Source organism: Legionella bononiensis, from assembly GCF_016786215.1.
GTDB classification, from domain to species: domain Bacteria; phylum Pseudomonadota; class Gammaproteobacteria; order Legionellales; family Legionellaceae; genus Legionella; species Legionella bononiensis.
Genome location: NZ_JADOBG010000010.1, coordinates 301,105 through 322,163 on the forward strand (window position 1 = coordinate 301,105; position 21,059 = coordinate 322,163).

Consider the following 21,059-nt stretch of genomic DNA (forward strand, 5'->3'; position numbering starts at 1 on the left):
ATATTCAATTAAGTAACTAAAAATGAATTTCTTAATATTTATTGCTATTAACAGATAAGTCCAATGAATGATTTATACAATGGCTTCATTCAATGAAAAACCGTTTAAAATTCCTGGAGTGAAGGGATTCACCTGATTATTTGTTTTTAGCAAATAGCGACCTGAATTACTGTTCACTTCAAAAAGAATTTGTAAACTTGAACTGTCCTGCTCATCGACCAGGACATTAACTTTTTCTAATAATTTAAATATCGCCCAAGTACCTTGCTCTGCAAGCTCATAGTGATTCCCTTCAATAGAATCTAATGCTAATTTGGCATTATTTTGCGGCCAGGTAAATTGAATAAACGATTCGCTGTTTTGAGTATCGGTTAATTTAGTGGTGCCAATTTCAAGGTTCAAACTGGCAACTACAGGATCAAGACTGATTTTCTGTAAACTGAATTCAATTTTACTTTCATCACTATGAGCAGGGAAAAACATATTAGTAATAATATTGGCACGGATGATTTCATCTATAGCATCATTAGAAATAGGCATTACAAAATCATTCACTGATTTCGTTTTCCATTCAGCACTGGATACATCAAGAAAGGGCTTAATATATTGCTCAGAGAATGTATTTAATACCCCATGTGTTGAAAAGAAATGATTAAAATCATTTATTTGAATTTCCTGTCTTTGCCGGGAATCAAAGGGATAACGTTGGGCTATAGTGTTTTGAAATTCTCTATAAACGGTCTGTTGCCATTGCTGATTGATGTATTGTCTGGTGTCTTTGATGAGAATAACCCAAGTGTCTCCAGCCAATTGTTTTGCCCAGGAACTGAGTGGCTCAGGTAATTGACGGGATTGCATAAAGAGAGCGCTTACAGGATCCGTGGAGTTTTCATTAATAAATCTGGATTTCGTTAATGAAAATGCTGTTTTACCGCCATCGTTTACAACTGATAATGTTGAAATAAAATGTTCCAGTTCATTGATTCGTAAACCCAGCTCTTTAATGCTGGTACTGCTTGTTAAATTCAAGTCAGTAAATTTGTGGGCTACAAATTGATTGAAGTTAGACGTGCCGTCATCTGACAAATCAGGTTTTGTTTCTTGTTGAACCAGGGCAATAAGCTTGGCAATAGCATCTGATTGTTGCAGCGATTTTACAATTTGGCGTCCTTGCTGATAATCCTGATAATGCAAAGGTTGCGATTTTTTTATAAACATTTGCCACCAGGTTACATAATCAAAACAATAGGCCTGAATTAATAAATTATTGAGTTGAGCCAAATCCTGTCGTGCTAGAACCCAATTTTCCGCTTGAAGCTTACTACTAATATTGGGAATATCCTTAATCACTGTCGTAAAACCGGTTTTGGTAAAATATACCGGTAACTCATTTGTCGATAAATTAAACCCTTCAACGGCGATTTTTTGTTTTGCTACAGGAAATGACTCTTTCGCAATGGAGTAATATAAATAGCTAGTAGGAAGCGCATTCAGGTAATTTCGCGCGTCACTGATAACCTGGGGTTTAATTGGTACATTGCGCAGTGGTTTACTTAACGTATTCTTCAACAATATTAATTGATTTTTATTTGAATCCGGAGATTTTTGCCATTGCTGTTTAAACCAGTCATATACTTCAATCTCTGAAAAATGCTCTGATTGACCAAGCATCAAGTAGATTTTTAATGCTTTATAGCGTGTTATTGGAGTATTGCTCGGATTGGTGATGACTTGTTCCAGTTCATTAGTTAATGAAGGGAGGAATTCACCTTCAAGCTTGTGCTTTGCGTTATTATGCAAATTCAATTTTAACTGATGAACAGTAGGGAGCGATACGGAGTTCGCTGAGATATGCTCCATACTGTCTGCAGCTTTTGACAGGTGGTATAAAGCCTGAGCTCCATTATGCCCTTGACTTTTTAATGTATCATAAGCCAATAATTCTTTACTGGTTTCATCCAGCAAATGAGCTGTTTTGTAATGGTTGTAACTGAGTAATAGTAAACTGAAAACAGCGATACTTGAAGCGATAGCAATGATTGGCTTTTGAGAAACTGTTCTAATTTGTGGAACCTGACTGCATTGCTCCTGGATGGATTTCAATGCTCCCTCAACAAAATAGGCTCTGAAATTGGTCGCTTGTGGAAAGGTATCCTGAACAATCAAGGCATATTCATGCTGAATTTTTTTATTTAATCGATCGATACTGACTCCGCCTTGCTCCGCGCTCGTGAAATAAAGAGAGTGCAGATGGAACAGTTTAGGCGATACTCCTTGAATCAAGGCTTGAATTGGCGCACCCAAGCTGGATAATTGAAGTGGAAACTCACGAATTAAACTTCGTTTTATCGTTGATCGTACAGGGTGCATCTTGGCGATGACCTGATGACTGAGTTGTTCGATTAATTGATTGAATTGTTGTGAGTACATTTCAATTTTTTTACGTGTCTGGTTAATACAATCCAGAGAGAAGCCTAATGGTTTTGACAGTTCAGTAGCATGATCCATTTGATAAAATTCAGTGAATCCCGCCAGGGTATCCATTTTAGTGAATATTAACGCCAGCTCAACTTGATAGCCCAGATTAGTGCCCAGTCGTTCTAATAAATGTAAATGTGCTTTTCTTTTTTCGGTACAAGCGGTTGGTTCAGCAATTAATAAATCATTGACGTCAACGCATAAAATTAATCCTGTAATTTTGAGGTGACGATTGCATCGATTTAATTGTTTTAGGGTATTTTGTAAAAGTGTTTTGCTGTTTGTAAGCCAACTTTCACCCAGTTCAACTATAATTCCTTGTTGATTAAAGTATATTTTTGCATTCTGTTCGCTGAATACAGGCATTACTTCCATAGCACTTTGTTTTAAGAGCGCCGATTTTCCCTGCTCGTTGTTCCCTGTAATAACAATGAAGGAAAGTTGATTGCTTTGAGGTTTTAATTGAGCAAGTAATTTTTTTATAGCATCACATAATGCGCGTAAAGAATTATCCATTAGTCATCCAGCATTGCAAGTTGGGTGTGTCCAAATAATAGGGTTTTCGCTTTGTTTTCTAACACTATGTGGCTGGTTAAGAAGGCAAGCGCTATAAAACTTACCGCGACAATAGCGGTTATCACTGAAGCTTTATAGTTTTTCTTAATGGTTTTTGGTAGGGGATTCTCATTAAACAAACGATGAGGTTTATTGAATCGGTATTGTTGAATGATTTGATACAAATCTTCAATCGTATTATCCAACACTTGACGGCCATCAGCTCTTAAATGATATTCACCTTCAAATCCGGCAATCAGACAAAAATACACCAGCTCTATTAAATCAAGAAATTGGTTTGGTCTTTCTTTGATGTAATTCAGTATTTCAAAAAAACGTTGTTGCGGTTGAGCCCCATCGCTTGTTAAGGGAGTAAATGATTTAAATTCAGCTGCCTGGTTATAAATTCTCAAATAACTCTTCCCCAGAATTTCATCAATTGTAGCTGATAATAGATATTGCGCGATGCTAATGAGATCCAGTGGGTATTTGGAGGCGTCCAGTTTGCTGTGAAAAGCACGTAATTCATGCTCTATGTTGTCTCTTATATTTTCAATTGGCGGTAAACTGGGACTTAAACAAAGTCGTTCGAGTAAGGACAATAGAGGTCCTGCTGCTGCAACCAACGAATTGCTGGAAAAAGGGGCGATAAAAAGTTTGGAGCGATAGTATCCCTGCGGAACATGTGCGGGTCCCGAAATTGCAAGACGACTGACAAGTGAGGCCGGATAATGCTCAGCTGTCATGAGTTTGCTCCAAAAGAGTTTTGACCATGCATTTGACTTCCTGTGAAACTGCCTGTTAAAGGACGAAGTCACATAACAATGTCAGAAAAAGCTTTGGGTACAGTACGTACCGCTCTTTTTGCAGACATTAAGATCTCCAAACCACCCTCGAAGACCGTTTACAAGAAATTCATTGCTGCAATCGCAAAAGCTTCAGTTAAAAATTAGATGATACGTTATATACTGCTATTTGTTCAAGTTAGTCAAGCCCACTTTTCAGATATTGCTGCAGTAGGGCTTAATAAATCAATCGAACACTGTTTACCAGGGTGACGCGGGAGATCTAATGTTTAAAGTGGCGCGTACCGGTAAATACCATCGCGATACCGTGTTCTTCGGCGCACGCTATGATCTGCTCATCTCTGATGGACCCTCCGGGTTGGATGATCGCGGAAACTCCTGCTTGGGCAGCAATCTCAACAGTATCTGCAAAGGGTATAAATGCATCTGAAGCCATAACACTGCCCTTTATGGTAAAACCCATTTGCTCTGCCTGCCATATCCCTATTCGCGCACTCATTACCCGGCTTGTTTGTCCGCCACCTATGCCAATAGTCGCTTCGTCTTTAGCATAAACTATGGCATTTGATTTGACGTGTTTTGCTGCCAGCCACGCAAATAATAAATCGTTCATTTGTTGTTCTGTTGTTTTATGGGCAGTTACTGTTTTAAGCTCACAATTAACCATTGAAATAGAATCGTGTTCCTGAACAAGCAGACCACCATCCACTTTTTTCATATTCAGTCTGAATTCATTGTCAACTCGCCAGACACCAGTCGTAAGAATGCGAATATTTTCCTTAGTCGAAAGTATTTTCTTTGCGTCATTACTTACTTCAGGGGCGATGATCACTTCTACAAACTGTTTTTCAATAATGGCTTTGGCTGTATCCGCATCCAGAATTCGATTGAACGCGATAATACCGCCATAGGCTGATAAAGGATCACTTTGAAATGCTCTCAAGTAGGCATTTAGAGGGGCATCACTTAGTGCAATTCCACAAGGATTAGCATGTTTGACTATAACGCAAATCGGCTTGTCCATTGGAAAAGATTTAACACAATCAAGGGCTGCATCAGCATCCAGAATGTTGTTATAGGACAATTGCTTACCTTGAACCAGTGTTGCCGCGCCTAAAGATCCTGATGTAACGTTTCTATCTGCATAAAATATTGCTTGCTGGTGTGGATTTTCCCCATAACGAAGATCACTTACTTTATTAAATTGACAGGTAAGGACGTCTGGAAACCCGCTTGGGGTACATTGTTCATCTAAAGTAGTTAAATAGTTCGTAATTGCAGCATCGTATGCAGCTGTATGAGCAAATGCTTTTTTAGCTAAAGTGAATCCCCAATGTGAGGGGGCCTTTTTTGCTTCCAGGTAGTGTATCAGTTCAGAGTAATCATCAGGAGCAACAATAACATAGGTATGAGCGTGATTTTTAGCCGCAGCCCGAACCATAGTTGGTCCACCGATATCTATATGCTCAATCGCTTTATTAAAATCACAGTCCGGCCGACTGATGATTTGTTCAAAAGGGTATAAGTTGACTATTAGCAAATCTATAGGTTGAATATTGAGTTGTGCCAGAACTTTTTTATCCTGTTCACCTCTGGCAAGCAAGCCAGCATGAATAGCGGGGTGCAGGGTTTTTACCCGACCATCCATTATTTCAGGAAAACCGGTACATTCACTGACTTCCGTAATCGGTAGTCCTTGTTCTCGAAGCACCGCTGCTGTATTTCCTGTAGCGATTATTTCGATGTTGTGCTGATGTAAAACTTTGGCAAGTTCTAAGATTCCTTTTTTATCAGAAACACTGATCAATGCTCTTTTGGGCTGAAATGGTGTAAGAACCTGTTGCTTGGTCATTATAAATTACCCTTATTGAACCTGAATTACTTGCGTGTAAAAACCAATAAAGACCATCCATCCAGATGATTCGTTCTGACATGGGTGAATAGATCTTTATATGCTTCTATAAGTGAGTCAGCTTGTTCTGTCAAAATTCCTGATACTACCAATTCGGCTCCTTGATTCAGTAGTTGATAAAAACGATCGTTCAGGGAAATTAGTGGAGCTAATAGTATATTCGCGATAATCAAATCTACTGGAGCCTGCAACGCTTCAGGAAAACTTATAGAAAGTTGCTGATCAGTAATTTGATTCGTCAATGCATTATTTTGGGTGGCTTGCAACGCTTGATTGTCTATATCTACAGCAACCACATGTTGAGCTCCAAGCTTGACCGCCGCTAATGAAAGGATTCCAGAGCCACATCCATAATCGATTAGTGTTTTATTGTTAAGATCAGCCTGCTCCAACCAGGTTAAACATAAAGCGGTGGTTGGATGAGTTCCTGTTCCGAAGGCTAACCCGGGATCCAGCATTAAATTGACTGCTTCAGGTTCGGGGGGAGTCATCCAGGTGGGGCAAATCCATAAGCGGGTACCAAATTGTTGCGGCTTAAAATCATCCATCCAGGCTCTTTCCCAGTCTTTATCAGCCAGCACTTCAATACTGCACTCCAGAGGAGGTCGACTCAGGGTTAGCGTATTTTTAGCTTCCTGAGCATGTTCTGCCTGGGCATAGAGTGCTTGAATTATAACTTCCGGCCATAATGGAGTAGTGCCTGGTTCAGGTTCTAGCACCGGATTGTCGTTTTTATCAGTGAGCATAATGGATAACGCTCCTGATTCTTCCAGTTCCTCACTAATTTGTTCGATTTCTTCACTTGGGCAATGTTCTATTTTTAATTGATACCAGACCATATTAATCCTTCAGCATTTTTTCCAAATAGTGGATGTTTGTTCCACCATCTATAAAAGATTTGTCATGCAAAATACGCTGATGTAATTCAATATTGGTTTTAATCCCATCAATGATTATTTCATCCAGAGCATTCCGCATTCTGCCTATAGCCTCTGATCGGGATTCACCATAACTGATGAGTTTACCTATCATGGAGTCATAATTAGGAGGTACGGTATAACTGCTGTAGATGTGTGAGTCAAAACGTATTCCTGGACCGCCAGGCTGATGAAGTAATTTTATGGTGCCAGGTGATGGCATAAAGGTTTTAGGGTCTTCCGCGTTAATTCTGCATTCAATAGCATGACCGCGGAATTTGATGTCTTCCTGTGACAGGGTAAGAGGAATATCACTAGCAATCTTGATTTGTTCCTTGATTAAATCGATTCCGGTAATCATTTCGGTGACTGGATGCTCCACCTGAATACGTGTATTCATTTCTATAAAATAGAAACAACCGTCCTGATATAAAAACTCAAAAGTGCCTGCGCCACGGTATTGAAGATCTTTACAGGCCTTGATAACCGAATCACCTACTTTTTTTCGTAATTCTGCTGTAATGCCTGGAGCTGGAGCCTCTTCAATAACCTTTTGATGCCGTCTTTGCATGGAGCAATCACGCTCACCCAGATGAATGGCATGACCTTTACCGTCTCCAAGCACCTGAAACTCTACGTGTCTTGGATTTTCAAGGAATTTTTCCATGTAGACGATGGGATTGTTAAAAGCGGCTTTAGCTTCACTACGGGTAAGGGCTATAGCACTTAATAAGTTAGATTCGCTGTGAACAACACGCATTCCGCGACCACCACCACCGCCAGCAGCTTTAATAATTACTGGATAGCCAATGTTGCGACCAATTTCCAGATTGCGATTATCGTCATCGCTCAATGGACCATCAGAACCAGGAACACAGGGTACGCCAGCTTTTTTCATGGCAGCAATTGCGGATACTTTATCGCCCATTAAGCGAATGGTATCGCCTCTGGGTCCAATAAATCGAAAACCACTTTGTTCGACTATATCGGCAAAATCAGCATTTTCTGATAAAAATCCATATCCTGGATGAATCGCTACCGCATCGGTAATTTCTGCTGCGGATATTATGGCAGGAATATTCAGATAACTTTTTTGTGCAGGAGCAGGCCCGATACAAACGGTTTCATCAGCAAGGCGGACATGCAACAAATCTTTATCAACATCTGAATGTACCGCAACAGTTTGAATGCCAAGCTCTTTACAAGCACGTAATATACGAAGTGCAATTTCACCTCTATTCGCAATAACTATTTTACTGAGCATAGACACTTCTCACTATTCTATAATAAACAAGGCCTGATCGTATTCAACTGGTTCCCCGTTGTTCACTAATATTTCTACGATTTTACCGGCGCGATCCGCTTCAATTTCATTGAACATTTTCATGGCTTCAACAATGCATAAGGTATCACCGACTTTGACGGATTGGCCCAGAGTTACAAAAGGAGGAGTTTCTGGTGAAGGAGAGGTATACATGGTTCCCACCATAGGTGAACGAATTTTATGTCCTGATGAAACAGCTGCGGCTGGTTTGCTTTCAGTATGATGTGTTGATGGAGCTGTTGGAGCCGATCCAGGTATGTGTTGTTGCTGCGCAGGTGGAGCAACATAGCGAACCTGAGGGGACTCCATGGTAACACTGCTATGACGACTGAGTCTTAGCGACTCTTCACCTTCTTTAATTTCAATTTCAGAAATGCCAGTTTCTTCCAGCAATTCGATAAGTTTTCTGATTTTGCGAATATCCATTATTTTATCTCTCTACTTTAATTCTTCAATAATTGCTTTTAATGCTAATAAATAACCTTGCGCACCAAGCCCACTGATAATACCTACAGCTATATCAGAAAAATAGGAATGATGACGAAAGGTTTCACGGGTATAAATATTGCTGATGTGAACTTCTATAAACGGTATTGCAACGGCACTCAGCGCATCTCGTAAGGCTACGCTGGTGTGTGTAAATGCCGCAGGATTTATAATAATGTAATCAATCGTGTCACTTTTTGCCTGGTGAACCGCATCAATTAATGCACCTTCAGTATTGCTTTGGTAGCAGGTTAACTGCATGCCTGCTCTCTTCGCTTCATTGAGTAAGTCAGCATTTATTTGACTCAATGAAGTAGGGCCATAAATTGATGGTTCTCGAGTACCTAAAAGGTTCAGATTGGGGCCATGTAGAACAAGAATTTTTTTCATTAGACTTAAGTGTAGTCTGATTTTGGCAGATTTTGCCCTATCTTTGAGAATTTGTCTATATATCTTCGAGGATATCGGCAAGATCTCCGCATGTTAGCTTCAATATTTAAAGTAGAGCCAGGAATGAAAATGAATCATCCCATTGATAAGATTTGTATTGATTAGCCATTTACGAGGTGCTCTGTAGTTTGGTTTATGTTATTGTTTTTTCATAGACTTATATAGAGACTGTTTCATGGTTAAGACTTATATAACTGACGTTACTTTGCGTGATGCACATCAATGTTTGATCGCTACTCGTATGCGGACCGAGGATATGTTACCTGTTTGCAGTAAAATGGATCAGGTTGGCTATTGGGCCATGGAAGTATGGGGCGGCGCAACCTTTGATTCGTGTTTGCGTTTTTTAAAGGAAGATCCTTGGGCTCGTTTGCGATTGTTACGTCAAGCATTGCCAAATACACAATTATCCATGTTATTGAGAGGACAGAATTTACTGGGTTATCGGCATTATGCGGATGATGTGGTTAAGGCATTTATTAAATCTGCGGCAAATAACGGCGTTGATGTATTTCGTATTTTTGATGCTTTAAATGATCCACGTAATCTAAGGGTTGCCATCGATGAGGTTAAGTTACATAACAAACATGCTCAGGGCACCATTTGTTACACAACCAGTCCCGTTCATACTCTCGATAATTTTTTAGATCTCGGTAAGTCACTTGCAGAAATGGGATGCGACAGTATTGCCATAAAGGATATGGCAGGTTTGTTAACTCCATTCGCTACTGTAGAACTCTTTCGCGGATTATCCGAAGAAACTCATTTGCCGATACATCTGCACAGTCATACAACTTCTGGTTTGGCGACCACATGTCATTATGAAGCGGTATTGGCAGGTTGCCAACATATTGATACAGCAATTTCGTCGTTTTCCGGTGGAGCATCTCACCCACCCACAGAAGCATTGGTCGCTGCATTTGCAGGCACTGATTACGACACTGGGCTTGATCTGAGTCTTTTATTGGAAATTGATGATTATTTTAAAAAGGTTCGTAAAAAATACGCCCAGTTTGAAAGTGAGGCGAGAGATATTGATCCGCGCGTCCAACTTTATCAAGTTCCAGGTGGCATGATATCCAATTTATACAGTCAGCTTAAAGAACAAAACGCGTTGGATAAAATGGATGCTGTTCATTTAGAAATTCCCAAAGTACGCAAGGATTTAGGTTATCCGCCTTTGGTTACACCCACTTCACAGGTTGTTGGAACACAGGCTGTCATTAATGTACTTACTGGGGAACGCTATAAAACGATAACAAATGAAGTGAAATTGTATTGTCAGGGTAAATACGGAATGGCTCCAGGTAAAATCAGCTCCACCTTATGCAAAAAAGCGATTGGGAATACGGATGTAATTGATGTAAGGCCTGCTGATTTGTTACCTCATGAATTAGCTCAATTACGAAAAGAAATTAATGAATTGGCGCTGTCCGATGAAGACGTGCTGATCTATGCCATGTTCCCGGAGATAGGACGTCAATTTTTGGAGCAACGCAAAAATGATAAATTGGTTCCGGAACTCTTGTTGCCAGAGTCAGGATCTACGGACAAAAAAGCATTATCAGAGTTTGATATCGCCTTCCATGGTGAGAGTTACCACGTAAAAGTAGCAGGTTTTGGAACGGCAGAACAGGGGCAACAATCTTGCTTCTTATGGGTTGATGGAGTTCCAGAAGAAGTCGTGGTGCAACGTGCCGAGTTTGAGGATAAAGCAAATCCATCTGTTAAAACTCGATTAGGCCCTGGCGACATCACAGTAGCCATTCCCGGGACTATTATAGCGGTGCATGTTCGTGCAGGCGATCAGGTGAAACGTGGACAACCAGTACTGGTTCTTGAAGCAATGAAGATGGAAACCGAAATTCAAGCCACACGGGATGGGGTGATTTTGGAGGTGTTGTGTCAAAAAGGAGATAAAGTGACACCGAATCAGGTTCTTATAAGAATGAAATAAAATAGGGTAACTTGATATCAAGAAAGTGGCCTATCTTTGTTAATTCAGCATATTTCATGTAAAATTTATACCGATCTTCTCTGAAGTGTATACAAATAGTTATACATGTATTTATTTTGGAGATTTTTGTCACGCTATAAATATTAATTTCAAAAATGATAAAACTATGCTAGCTTTGAAAAGCTTGGAAAAATGTTTTTACATTTTGAAAAAAACTAACTTGGTTATCTATCTGTTGTAATTAAAATATTGGTCATTATTTCAATAAGTTAATTGAAACAGGTAGGTGTTGAATGAGCCCTATAATTCATTCAGTATAAGTCAAGTTTGGATCATCCTTGATTTGGAAGTTTGAAAGTAGTACATGCTACCAAGGTATCGTAGTTAATTGATACTTTGGCGATCTAACTGAAAAATCATAGGGTTATATAACAACATGGACGCTCCAGGAAGAGTTGTCACATGCGAATTAAGTTTAAGGAGTTAGAATCAATGCACCCAAATTATTATCTGTCACCTCTGGCTGTTGCTTTAGCTTTAGGTATTGCTTCACCAGTAAAAGCAGCGGAGCCTATGCCTCTGCAGAAGTCTTCTATTGCTGAACTAAAGCAAAAATTTCAATTATCCACACCCGGTGCTTTAAAAGGCGCTGCAGTTGCTACTGATAGTTTACAATTTATAAGACAACACACAGATAACAATAAAGTTACTCACGTTCGCATGCAACAACAATATGCTGGTTTCCCTGTTTTTGGTGGTTATGCCATTATGCACAGTATGCATACAGCCAAGTTGTTAGCTAATGCTAATGCTGATGTTCAGATGAATGGAGTAGTTTATCAAGGCCTGCAAGCTGAACTAGGTCAACCAAAGGTTTCTTTTGTTAAAAATGCTACAGTAGCATTACAACAATTTAAAAATAAATATGCTAATAAGCGAGTCAGTGAAGAGCAAGTTACACCAATGGTTTATATTGATGACAAGCATAACGCACACTGGGCTTATAAAGTGAGTGTGTTTGTAAGCCATGACGATAGAATTCCTGAGCGCCCAACAGCAATTCTTGATGCAGAAACGAATAAGCCTTTTGTTCAATGGGATGATGTGAAAACTGGGCTCTCTTCTGCAAACGGAATTGGTTTTGGCGGCAATCGTAAAATGGGCGAATATCAGTTTGGTAAAGATTTGCCTTTATTAGAGTTGAGCCGTGATAACACCATGGAACTGTGTTTTATGGAAAATACCAATGTCAAAGTAGTTGATATGGGTCATAAATACTATTCCAATAACAAACCGATGCAGTTTTCTTGTAAAACGGATCCAACGAACCAATCCAATACCTATTTTACTGGATATTCAGCAGATGGGTACGATAGAGATAATGGCGCTGCATCACCAACAAATGATGCTTTATATGCCGGATATGTAATCAAGCATATGTATCATGATTGGTATGGCCTTGAAGCATTAACCAAGTCTGATGGAACTCCAATGCAATTGGTTATGCGGGTTCATTATGGTTTTGGTTATGAAAACGCATACTGGGATGGAAAACAAATGACGTTTGGTGATGGTGATACCATGATGTATCCATTAGTTTCACTAGGCGTAGGCGCGCATGAAATCAGCCATGGTTTCACTGAACAACATTCTGGACTGGAATATTTCGGTCAATCAGGTGGTATGAATGAAGCATTTTCTGATATGGCGGCTCAAGCAGCAGAATATTATTCTGTAGGTAAGAGCAGCTGGCAGATTGGCCCTGAAATTATGAAAGAAGACAGTGGTTATGATGCATTACGTTATATGGACAAACCAAGTCGTGATGGTATGTCTATTGATGTTGCTGATGATTATTATGGTGGTTTAGATGTACATTACTCCAGTGGTGTGTTTAATCATCTGTTCTATATACTCGCTAATCAACCTGAGTGGAATATTCGTAAAGCCTTTGATGTAATGGTGAAAGCGAATCAGGATTATTGGACCCCTTATTCAACATTTGATGAAGGTGGTTGCGGTATGTTAAGTGCAGCCAAAGATCTTGGCTACAATTTAGATGATGTTAAAAAGTCATTGAGTGAAGTTACAATTAACTATCAATCTTGTTTTACTGAAGTTAATTAATTACTGCATTCTATAAAAATTAGCCAGAAGCGTTCCAACTGCTTCTGGCTTCTCCATATGAATATGATGTCCGCCATCCAGATGCTCAATTTTTAAATGTTTAATTACCTTAATTCGTTCCTGCATCTGTTCCGAATCAAATGAAAATCCTTTACTAGCCCAGATTAAGCAGGTGTTTACCTTAATGTTTTTGAGGCAGGAAAGAATTTGCTCTTCAGTCATTCGCAAAGGAGACGGATCCAATAATCTTCTGTCATGCCGCCAATAATAAACACCATCATCTTCTTTTACGCCACGCTCACATAGAGACTTGGCTATATCTAAAGACACGTAGCCTTTTAGGGCGCGAGCTAGCGCTGCACTATCAAATTTAGGATATCCTTTTACTTTTTTTGTAGGTTTTTGAGTAAGAGACTCCAGATATTTAGATAATTGTTTGCATGCTGAGTCTTCTGGGGAAGAGAAAGGACCTAATCCTTCGATCAAGCTTAAAGATAAAAAACGATCAGGAGCTACGCCTGCTACGAGACTTCCGAGGCATGCCCCCATTGAGTGACCTAACAAATGAACTTTTTGGAGTTTTAAGGCGTCTATGATCTGGACTATAGTGAAAATTCCATCAATAAAATGATAATTGCTACTTAAAGGAAGGTGTGAAGAATGTCCATGACCCGGGAGATCTACTGCAATAAAATAATAATCATTACAAAGGTAATGTGCCAGATTATCAAAGCTATTGGCGTTATCCAACCAACCATGAAGAGCGATTACAGGTGGATTTTCAGGTTTTCCCCATGCTTTACAGGCTATAGTTAATCCTGGGATACTCAGTTCAAGTGTTTTCATGTGTCATCTTAATTTTTTATCCTATTCATAGCATATTACCTCATGGGTAGTGATGTAAATCCAGTGATTTCTTTATAGTATTTTTTACTAATACTTCATTATGGGAGCTATAATTATATGAACTTGTTATTTTTATTGTCAGGTTGATGGTATGCTTGGATTATAAACCTGGAAAGGGTATAACTAAAATGCAACAAGGTGAAACCAACATTTCGCTGATAACTTACAATATTCATAAGGGTTTTGGAGTAGGTGCTGTCCGTTTTTTGCTTCCAGAAATGCGGGAAGCGATTACCGGTTTAAATCCAGACTTTGTTTTTTTGCAAGAGGTTCAGGGAAAACACAGAAAACGCGAGAAACGAATTAATTCCTGGCCTGATACTCCACAATTTGAATACATCGCTGAAAATATATGGCCACACTATATTTATGCCAAAAATGCAGTATATCAATCAGGTCATCATGGAAACGCTATTTTAAGTAAATATCCATTTGAGCGTTTTGAGAGTATTAATCTTTCAACCATCAATAGAGCCTCTCGAGGGATACTGCATACTCAATTGAACATCGGAAATGCGACAATACATTTGTTGTGTATCCATTTAGGGCTATTTAAAGCGGAGCGTGCTGAGCAATGTAAAGCCTTGATGCAACGTATTAAAGATATGGTTCCGCACGATGAACCACTTTTGATGGCTGGCGACTTTAATGATTGGCGCACGATTATTTCGAAAACACTGGCTGAAGATTTAGGCATAGAAGAGGCATTTGTTACAGTTGAAGGACAACATGCGCGTTCATTTCCGGCAATTAAACCTGCTTTATGTGTTGATCGTGTCTATTTTAGAGGCATGAGAGTAAAAGAGGTTGCCTGTCTGCAAGGTAAACCATGGCGGATGTTGTCCGACCATCTGCCTCTTTATGCGCGTTTTGAATTGCTTTAGAAATCGGAATAACGCTTTTGTTTGATTCAAAAAGTAGGTCGGGCGCTTCACCCATAGCCGTCGGGCTAAGGAACAATTTTATCCCCTCTCCTCCGCGCGTAGCGTGGGGGAGAGGGTAGGGTGAGGGGGAAAAAAATTTATCACGTCAGTGATTCCATGTTATTGTGAAAACAAAATTACTTTTATAAAAAATTATAAACGGATCGCTGCGCTGCTTTATTTCTAGCCCCCTCACCCTAACCCTCTCCCCCACGCTACGCGCGGTGGAGAGGGGATCCTGTTTCCTTAGCCTGATGGCTATGGGCGCTTCGCCCAAAAAACACTGAATTAGGATTTACTTGAATTTACTCCATATTGCTCTGATACTCACCAAGGCAAGCCATACTGTTCAAGCGAGCTCTTTTAAGTAATGCTTCCTGTGCACTGGCAGTATTTTCGTTTTTCCCTGCCCAAACTTTCAGGCAATCTTCCTGTAATGCTCTACCGAAAGAGAAGCTTAACAACCAGGGTTGATGACCAATAGTATTCATTGCATTTAAGTTAGCTGTTGCCTGCTGTGGCGTTTGACCACCGGATAAGAAATTAATGGTTGGTACAGAGGCAGGCACATTATTGCGGAATACATTAATCGTAAAATCAGCTACTTCATCGGGTTCACTGAATGGCTTTATTTCTTTCCCACAAGTAACCATACTCGGTTTTAAAATAATAAGTTCCAGTTCAACCTGATGGATGAATAATGCATGGAATAGTTCATGTAACACCATCTCGCATACTTCTGCACATTGTTCGATGCTGTGATTTCCATCCATTAATACTTCGGGTTCAACTATTGGAACAATACCTACAGATTGACAAGCAGCTGCATAACGAGCCAGATTTTCAGCACCCGATTTTATAGCGGTTAAACTGGGTGTAAATTCGGAAATGGTATAAACATTTCGCCACTTGGCAAATTTGGCTCCCAAGGCTTTGAATTCGAGTAATCGCTCAGTTAAACCATCCAGTCCTTGTGTCACTTTCTCATGTTCAGTGTTCGGTAAATCGACCAGTCCTTTATCCACTTTAATACCAGGAATAATTCCTTTTTGAGCAAATATCTCTGCTATCGGGGTACCTTCATCGTCTTTTTGATGAAAGGTTTCTTCGAACAAGATCACTCCATTGATGTATTGCTCCAAATCAGGAGTATTAGCCAATAATAAGCGATAATCTCTACGGTTTTGCTCTGTATTCTCTGTATTAATAGATGCAAATCGTTTCCCGATGGTGCTGTTACTCTCATCAGCGGCTAATATACCTTTACCATCCTGTAGCATTTGCTCCATCGTATTGGATAGTTCTTCATAATTCATAATGTATTATTCTCCTCAATTACGGAATGTTGCCATTTTGTCTGATTGGCAACGGTAGTAAGACATAGCAGTTTAACGTGAGATGTATTTCTCACGGATAATTTGCTGCATTGCAAAACCATGATCTTTTAAATAATTAAAAGAATCATCGATCATACCTGGATTTCCACATAAATAAACAACATCATGGGCTGGATTTAAATTAAGTTCGGGAAATGCATGTTGTACATAACCTTTAAATTCATTTTCTTGTAAATCATGTTGCTCTACGCGACTTAAATAAGGTCTAAAAGTAGCTTGAGGGTAGGCTTTGGCAAAATCCCGAAATTCATCGGCATAGAGGATTTCATCTCGTCGTTGGACCCCTTGAAGGATAACGACTTGCAGATTTGGGTTCATCTCCAATCGTTGACTTAACTCTTTAAGCATGGCTCTGTATGGAGTAGTCCCGGTACTGGTTGCTACTAAAATATACCGCCCAGGAATTTCGTCTTTAAATATAAGTCGTCCAAAAGGACCATTAATATTGATGGTTTCTCCCTTGTTCAAATTGAATAATAACTCTGTACCAGGGCCACCTTCAAAATATCCGGCCGCAAATTCGATACGATTATCTAGGCCTGGGGCGTTTGCAATACTGTAACTACGCTTTAACGTTTTACCATCGCGTTCAAAATGAATCGTAATAAATTGTCCCGGTAAATAGGTGAAGGGAGGGGTTAATTCACATTTAAAAATAAAATGTTTTACTTTAGGAGAAATCATAAATGATTCTTCCAGGGTAATAGGAAATGTATTTACTTGCATGACGTGCATCAACTTTTAATATAAAGTGCTTAATATAGGGGAAAAATTATGCATTGCAAGAGCTAAGAACATATAATTAACATATGAGCACATTAGATTTAGTTACCATATTAGGCAATTTAAGCCAATCTCTCTATCCCGTGCAGCGATTAATCACAGGGGGGTCTTATCTATTGGGCATTTTATTCATCATGAAGGCGATTGGAAAATTAAAAAAAATTGGCGACCACAGAGCTCAATCTTCATCGCAGGAAAAAATGTATACCCCCATGATGTACCTGGCTTTTGGAGCTGCTTTAATCTACATACCTACGGTCATGCAAACTATGGCTAATACTGCTTTTGGAGTGGGTAATGTATTAACTTATAGCCCACCTCCCACTCCCAACATCTATAGTTCAATGGGTTTGATCATTCGTACCGCAGGGGTGTTATGGTTTGTTAGAGGATGTGTACTGGTAGCTCATGCAAGCGAGCCAGGAACTCAGGAGGGACCTAAAGGACTGGTTTTTATTATTGCAGGAATTTTTGCGATGAATTTTGATAATACGATTGCCATGATAAATTATATTTTGGGGAAATTCCTTACCTGGACTTTAGCAGTGAAAGCCAGTCAGGGATTTTAGCAAAGTCACCTTTGTAAATCACCTGTGAATAATACAACACGATACATCCCATCTTCACTAAAGGCTTAATACAGCATTTTGATGATTACTCTTCTTCTCCACAGATCTTGAGATTATTTGCTTTGGCAAAATCCATGATGGATTGATATACCTGAGGACTTGATTCCTTTAACTTGGGATCAAGCAATACACAGTGGTACCCTTCGCTGTTTACACTGGGTTGTAAAAGTGGTGAATAATAGATACGACTGTTTTTAAAGCTCGCCAGAGATCCGCTCATACGTTCAGCCCAGTCACGAGGACGAAAAGTTTTGCCTTGGGGAGTTACTCCTTCAATAATGATTGTTTTCTTTTTTCGATCGGTCATAAATCTATGCATTATAAATACAGTATGTTAAGTATAACATCATCGTGGTGTAGCTGTGTGGATATTTATCGATTTTGTCGCATTTTATTTTCATTAAAGGTTTAAAAAAGGTTTTCAATAGTAGTTTTTGTTCCTTTTATGATAGCATGTCCATGATTTTGATATTAATGAGGTTTGAGTGCGAATGAAAAAAGAAAGTCATTCTGGGATTTATTTGTTGCCAAATATATTAACCACTGCCAGCTTATTTGCAGCATTTTACTCCTTAGTCTCCTCAATGAAGGGACAATATGAAGCTGCGGTTATTGCAATGTTTATTGGTATGATAGCCGATGGACTAGATGGACGCATTGCTCGCTTAACAAACACGCAAACAGAGTTCGGTGCTCAGTATGACAGTTTATCCGATATGGTGACTTTTGGCGTAGCGCCTTCATTGATGCTTTATAATTTAACTTTAAGTCAACTTGGCAAGTTTGGATGGCTTGTTGCCTTTGTTTACACTGCTGCCGTTGCATTACGTCTGGCTCGTTTTAATACCCAGCTAGAAACAGCTGATAAGCGTTATTTTCAGGGGCTTCCCTGTCCTCCTGCTGCTGCAGTGATGGCTTCTTTTGCCTGGATTTGTTATCAAAATGAATGGCAGAATTTATTTATATCGGTTTTAACTGCAGTTTTCTCTCTATTTGCTTCAGTGCTCATGGTGAGTAACTTACGTTATTATAGTTTTAAAGAGGTGGATTTTAAGGGGAAAGTTCCCTTTTTATATGTGTTGGTTTTGATCATACTCTTTGTAGCTATAGCATTGAATCCGTCTATTGTATTGTTTGCCGGATTTAGTATTTATGCTTTATCAGGGCCTGTTTTGACTTTGATATACGTACAAAAAATGAGGAAGCAAAGACGCTCTGGTAGTAAATAACTGGTCTTCAGTAGTCCAGTTATTCGCCCTCACCAAAATAGTTATTGATTAACTGGACTAGAGCATCATTCATGGCGGACTCATCAGGTCCATCTATTTCAAGCGTCAACTCACTCCCTTTATTGGCGGCGAGCATCATCACACCCATAATGCTTTTTCCATTAACGGTCTGCGAATCTTTGGTTACATCGATATGGCTTTGGAATCTTGCCGCAGTTGAGACAAATTTCGCCGAAGCTCTGGCATGTAAACCTAATCTGTTAATTATAGTAATTTTAGTCTTTATCATAGCGCCTACAATGTATCATGACTCAGGCGTCAGGTATAGATTAGACTGGCTAAAATCACCCTTCTGCGGACTAAAAGAATGATATTGGTGTAATTGAAGTACCATTAGGACATCATCACCGCACGAAACAGCGATGATATCCTGGTTGGAATTGAACATTTACTCTCTGTGATCTCTAAGACCCAGTATTTTTTCTTTGTGTTTTACAAGTTGTCGATTCAGTTTATCAACAAGAGTATCAATAGCAGCATACATGTCTTCAGATTCGGAACTTGCATGTACTTCGCCTTTGGTTACTAAAATAGTCGCTTCAGCAATTTGTCTTAGCTTCTCGACATCAAATACCACATTGATAGCAGTGATGTGATCAAAATGACGCTCAAGCCGTTCGAATTTTTCTTCGGTGAATGCTCTGAGTGCAGGAGTAACATCCAATCGATGTCCAGTGATGTTGATTTGCATAAGGCTCTCCTTCAGTTGAATAATTAATTAACTACGAATAACTTTTCGTTCATTGGATGGGGCTATCCCCATGGCTTCGCGATATTTTGCAACAGTCCGTCTTGCGACCTGAATACCTTGCTCAGCAATTAACTCAGCAATTTTACTATCACTTAAGGGTTTTTTCCTATTCTCCGCTAAAATTAATTTTTTAATAATGGCGCGTATCGCAGTTGAGGAACATTCTCCTCCAGCATCAGTGTTTACATGACTGGAGAAAAAATATTTGAGCTCGAACACACCTCGAGGGGTGTGCATAAATTTTTGAGTCGTCACTCGAGATATTGTTGATTCATGCATATCCAGAGCAGCGGCCACATCATTTAAAATTAATGGTTTCATGGCTTCGTCACCAAATTCAAGAAAACCCTTTTGGTACTCCACGATACACGTAGCGACTTTCAGTAATGTTTCCTGACGGCTTTGTATGCTTTTTAAAAACCAGCGGGCTTCTTGTAAATTATTTTTTAAATATTGGTTATCAACACTGTTATCCGCTCTTTGAATTAATGCGGCATATTGATTGTTAATACTTAAATGCGGCAAAACCGTTTGGTTGAGAATGACTTTCCACTCATTATCTACTTTTTTAACAATTAGGTCAGGGATAATATATTCAGTGATGTCCTGATGAATTAAATTGCCGGGTTTGGGATTTAATCGGTGAATAATTTGCAGAATCTCATCGACAATTTTTTCATTTATATGATATTTCTTCATCAATTGCCGGTAATTATGCTGTCCAAGCAAATCGATGTCATCTACCAGAATTTTTTTCGCTATAGTTAAGTAGCCTGTATCTAAAGGCAATTGTTCCAGTTGAACTAATAGTGTTTCTGACAAACCGGTTGTAGCACAACCAACGGGATCAAACAGTTGAATTCTGTGTCTCACGGCTTCAATTTCATCTAAATCAAGAGGACAATCTTCACTATTCAAGCTGGCATATATGTCATTAATGGACATAGTGAGGAATCCATCGTCATTAATCGCATCAATAATCGTTGTTGCTATGACTCTGTCGATATCACTCATAGGAGAGAGATCGAGTTGCCAACGCAAATGATCCTGTAAATTGGTTGTAGTGCAATGCAAGTTATCAAAATTATAATCGTTGTCATCAAAATTATTACGTTTATTTAAATTGTTATAAAGTTGGGACCATTGAAAATCAGCAAATTCATCGCTATTTTGTTGTTCCGAAGCATTCTGGCGGGGTTCTTCCTTTTCTTCAACAGGGGTTGCTTCCAACATAGGATTTGATTCAACAACCAGTTGAATCTCCTGTTGTAAGTCTATTGTTGATAGTTGTAACAGTCTTATTGCTTGCTGTAGCTGTGGTGTTAGTGTGAGATGTTGACCAATACTAAGTTGCAATGACGGTTTCATG

Annotated in this window: 19 protein-coding genes; 5 read left to right on the forward strand and 14 right to left on the reverse strand. The window is 39.3% G+C overall.

Features of this window, described 5'->3' with window-relative positions; all coding sequences use genetic code 11:
- Window positions 1–72 precede the first annotated feature (72 nt).
- The 7 genes from icmF to aroQ form a co-directional block, all read right to left on the reverse strand.
- Complete coding sequence (gene icmF, locus IZU94_RS06610; RefSeq protein WP_203109163.1) at window positions 73–2,994, reverse strand: type IVB secretion system protein IcmF; 2,922 nt, start codon at window positions 2,992–2,994, stop codon at window positions 73–75.
- Entirely contained in the window at window positions 2,994–3,779 is a 786-nt protein-coding gene (icmH, locus tag IZU94_RS06615) for a type IVB secretion system protein IcmH/DotU (RefSeq protein WP_203109165.1), read from the reverse strand. Before icmH ends, icmF begins: the two co-directional genes overlap by 1 nt.
- A gap of 322 nt (window positions 3,780–4,101) precedes the next feature.
- On the reverse strand, window positions 4,102–5,691 hold the full coding sequence (gene purH / locus IZU94_RS06620) for a bifunctional phosphoribosylaminoimidazolecarboxamide formyltransferase/IMP cyclohydrolase (protein ID WP_203109167.1): 1,590 nt from the start codon (window positions 5,689–5,691) through the stop codon (window positions 4,102–4,104).
- A 26-nt stretch (window positions 5,692–5,717) separates the two neighbouring features.
- Window positions 5,718–6,590, reverse strand: coding sequence for a 50S ribosomal protein L11 methyltransferase (gene prmA, locus IZU94_RS06625; RefSeq protein ID WP_203109169.1), 873 nt, complete (start codon window positions 6,588–6,590; stop codon window positions 5,718–5,720).
- Between the two features lies 1 nt (window position 6,591).
- Entirely contained in the window at window positions 6,592–7,932 is a 1,341-nt protein-coding gene (accC, locus tag IZU94_RS06630; protein ID WP_203109171.1) for an acetyl-CoA carboxylase biotin carboxylase subunit, read from the reverse strand.
- Window positions 7,933–7,944: 12 nt separating this feature from the next.
- Window positions 7,945–8,418, reverse strand: coding sequence for an acetyl-CoA carboxylase biotin carboxyl carrier protein (gene accB, locus IZU94_RS06635; protein WP_203109173.1), 474 nt, complete (start codon window positions 8,416–8,418; stop codon window positions 7,945–7,947).
- A 12-nt stretch (window positions 8,419–8,430) separates the two neighbouring features.
- Window positions 8,431–8,868, reverse strand: a complete 438-nt coding sequence (aroQ, locus tag IZU94_RS06640) for a type II 3-dehydroquinate dehydratase (protein ID WP_203109175.1) — start codon at window positions 8,866–8,868, stop codon at window positions 8,431–8,433.
- A gap of 235 nt (window positions 8,869–9,103) precedes the next feature.
- Between aroQ and oadA the strand changes: the two genes are divergently transcribed.
- Window positions 9,104–10,885: a sodium-extruding oxaloacetate decarboxylase subunit alpha gene (gene oadA / locus IZU94_RS06645; RefSeq protein WP_203109178.1), complete on the forward strand. Its 1,782-nt coding sequence runs from the start codon at window positions 9,104–9,106 to the stop codon at window positions 10,883–10,885.
- Between the two features lie 492 nt (window positions 10,886–11,377).
- Window positions 11,378–13,012, forward strand: a complete 1,635-nt coding sequence (gene proA / locus IZU94_RS06650) for a zinc metalloprotease ProA (RefSeq protein WP_203109180.1) — start codon at window positions 11,378–11,380, stop codon at window positions 13,010–13,012.
- Here the strand turns inward: proA and IZU94_RS06655 are convergent, their stop codons facing one another.
- On the reverse strand, window positions 13,013–13,858 hold the full coding sequence (locus tag IZU94_RS06655; protein WP_203109182.1) for an alpha/beta fold hydrolase: 846 nt from the start codon (window positions 13,856–13,858) through the stop codon (window positions 13,013–13,015). It lies immediately after the preceding gene.
- A 188-nt stretch (window positions 13,859–14,046) separates the two neighbouring features.
- On the opposite strand from IZU94_RS06655, the gene IZU94_RS06660 reads away from it, so the two are divergent.
- Window positions 14,047–14,802 carry an endonuclease/exonuclease/phosphatase family protein gene (locus tag IZU94_RS06660; protein ID WP_203109184.1) on the forward strand — a complete coding sequence of 252 codons (756 nt, stop codon included), beginning with the start codon at window positions 14,047–14,049 and terminating at the stop codon, window positions 14,800–14,802.
- Window positions 14,803–15,146: 344 nt separating this feature from the next.
- Here IZU94_RS06660 and IZU94_RS06665 read toward each other — a convergent pair whose 3' ends face one another.
- Window positions 15,147–16,157: a class I fructose-bisphosphate aldolase gene (locus IZU94_RS06665; RefSeq protein WP_203109187.1), complete on the reverse strand. Its 1,011-nt coding sequence runs from the start codon at window positions 16,155–16,157 to the stop codon at window positions 15,147–15,149.
- Between the two features lie 72 nt (window positions 16,158–16,229).
- Entirely contained in the window at window positions 16,230–16,964 is a 735-nt protein-coding gene (locus IZU94_RS06670) for a ferredoxin--NADP reductase (RefSeq protein WP_203109189.1), read from the reverse strand.
- Window positions 16,965–17,047: 83 nt separating this feature from the next.
- Here IZU94_RS06670 and IZU94_RS06675 point away from each other — a divergent pair, with 83 nt between their 5' ends.
- Window positions 17,048–17,590 (forward strand): type IV secretion protein IcmC, encoded by a 543-nt coding sequence (locus IZU94_RS06675; protein ID WP_203109191.1) that lies wholly within the window; start codon window positions 17,048–17,050, stop codon window positions 17,588–17,590.
- A gap of 85 nt (window positions 17,591–17,675) precedes the next feature.
- On the opposite strand, the gene IZU94_RS06680 is transcribed toward IZU94_RS06675, so the two are convergent.
- Window positions 17,676–17,969: a DUF3579 domain-containing protein gene (locus tag IZU94_RS06680; protein ID WP_238400687.1), complete on the reverse strand. Its 294-nt coding sequence runs from the start codon at window positions 17,967–17,969 to the stop codon at window positions 17,676–17,678.
- Between the two features lie 172 nt (window positions 17,970–18,141).
- On the opposite strand from IZU94_RS06680, the gene pssA reads away from it, so the two are divergent.
- Window positions 18,142–18,879: a CDP-diacylglycerol--serine O-phosphatidyltransferase gene (gene pssA, locus IZU94_RS06685; RefSeq protein WP_203109193.1), complete on the forward strand. Its 738-nt coding sequence runs from the start codon at window positions 18,142–18,144 to the stop codon at window positions 18,877–18,879.
- Window positions 18,880–18,898: 19 nt separating this feature from the next.
- On the opposite strand, the gene IZU94_RS06690 is transcribed toward pssA, so the two are convergent.
- The 3 genes from IZU94_RS06690 to IZU94_RS06700 form a co-directional block, all read right to left on the reverse strand.
- Entirely contained in the window at window positions 18,899–19,168 is a 270-nt protein-coding gene (locus IZU94_RS06690) for an HPr family phosphocarrier protein (RefSeq protein WP_058472419.1), read from the reverse strand.
- Window positions 19,169–19,327: 159 nt separating this feature from the next.
- Window positions 19,328–19,630, reverse strand: coding sequence for a ribosome hibernation-promoting factor, HPF/YfiA family (gene hpf / locus IZU94_RS06695; RefSeq protein WP_203109195.1), 303 nt, complete (start codon window positions 19,628–19,630; stop codon window positions 19,328–19,330).
- 27 nt (window positions 19,631–19,657) lie between these two features.
- On the reverse strand, window positions 19,658–21,058 hold the full coding sequence (locus tag IZU94_RS06700; RefSeq protein WP_203109197.1) for an RNA polymerase factor sigma-54: 1,401 nt from the start codon (window positions 21,056–21,058) through the stop codon (window positions 19,658–19,660).
- Between the last annotated feature and the right edge of the window lies 1 nt (window position 21,059).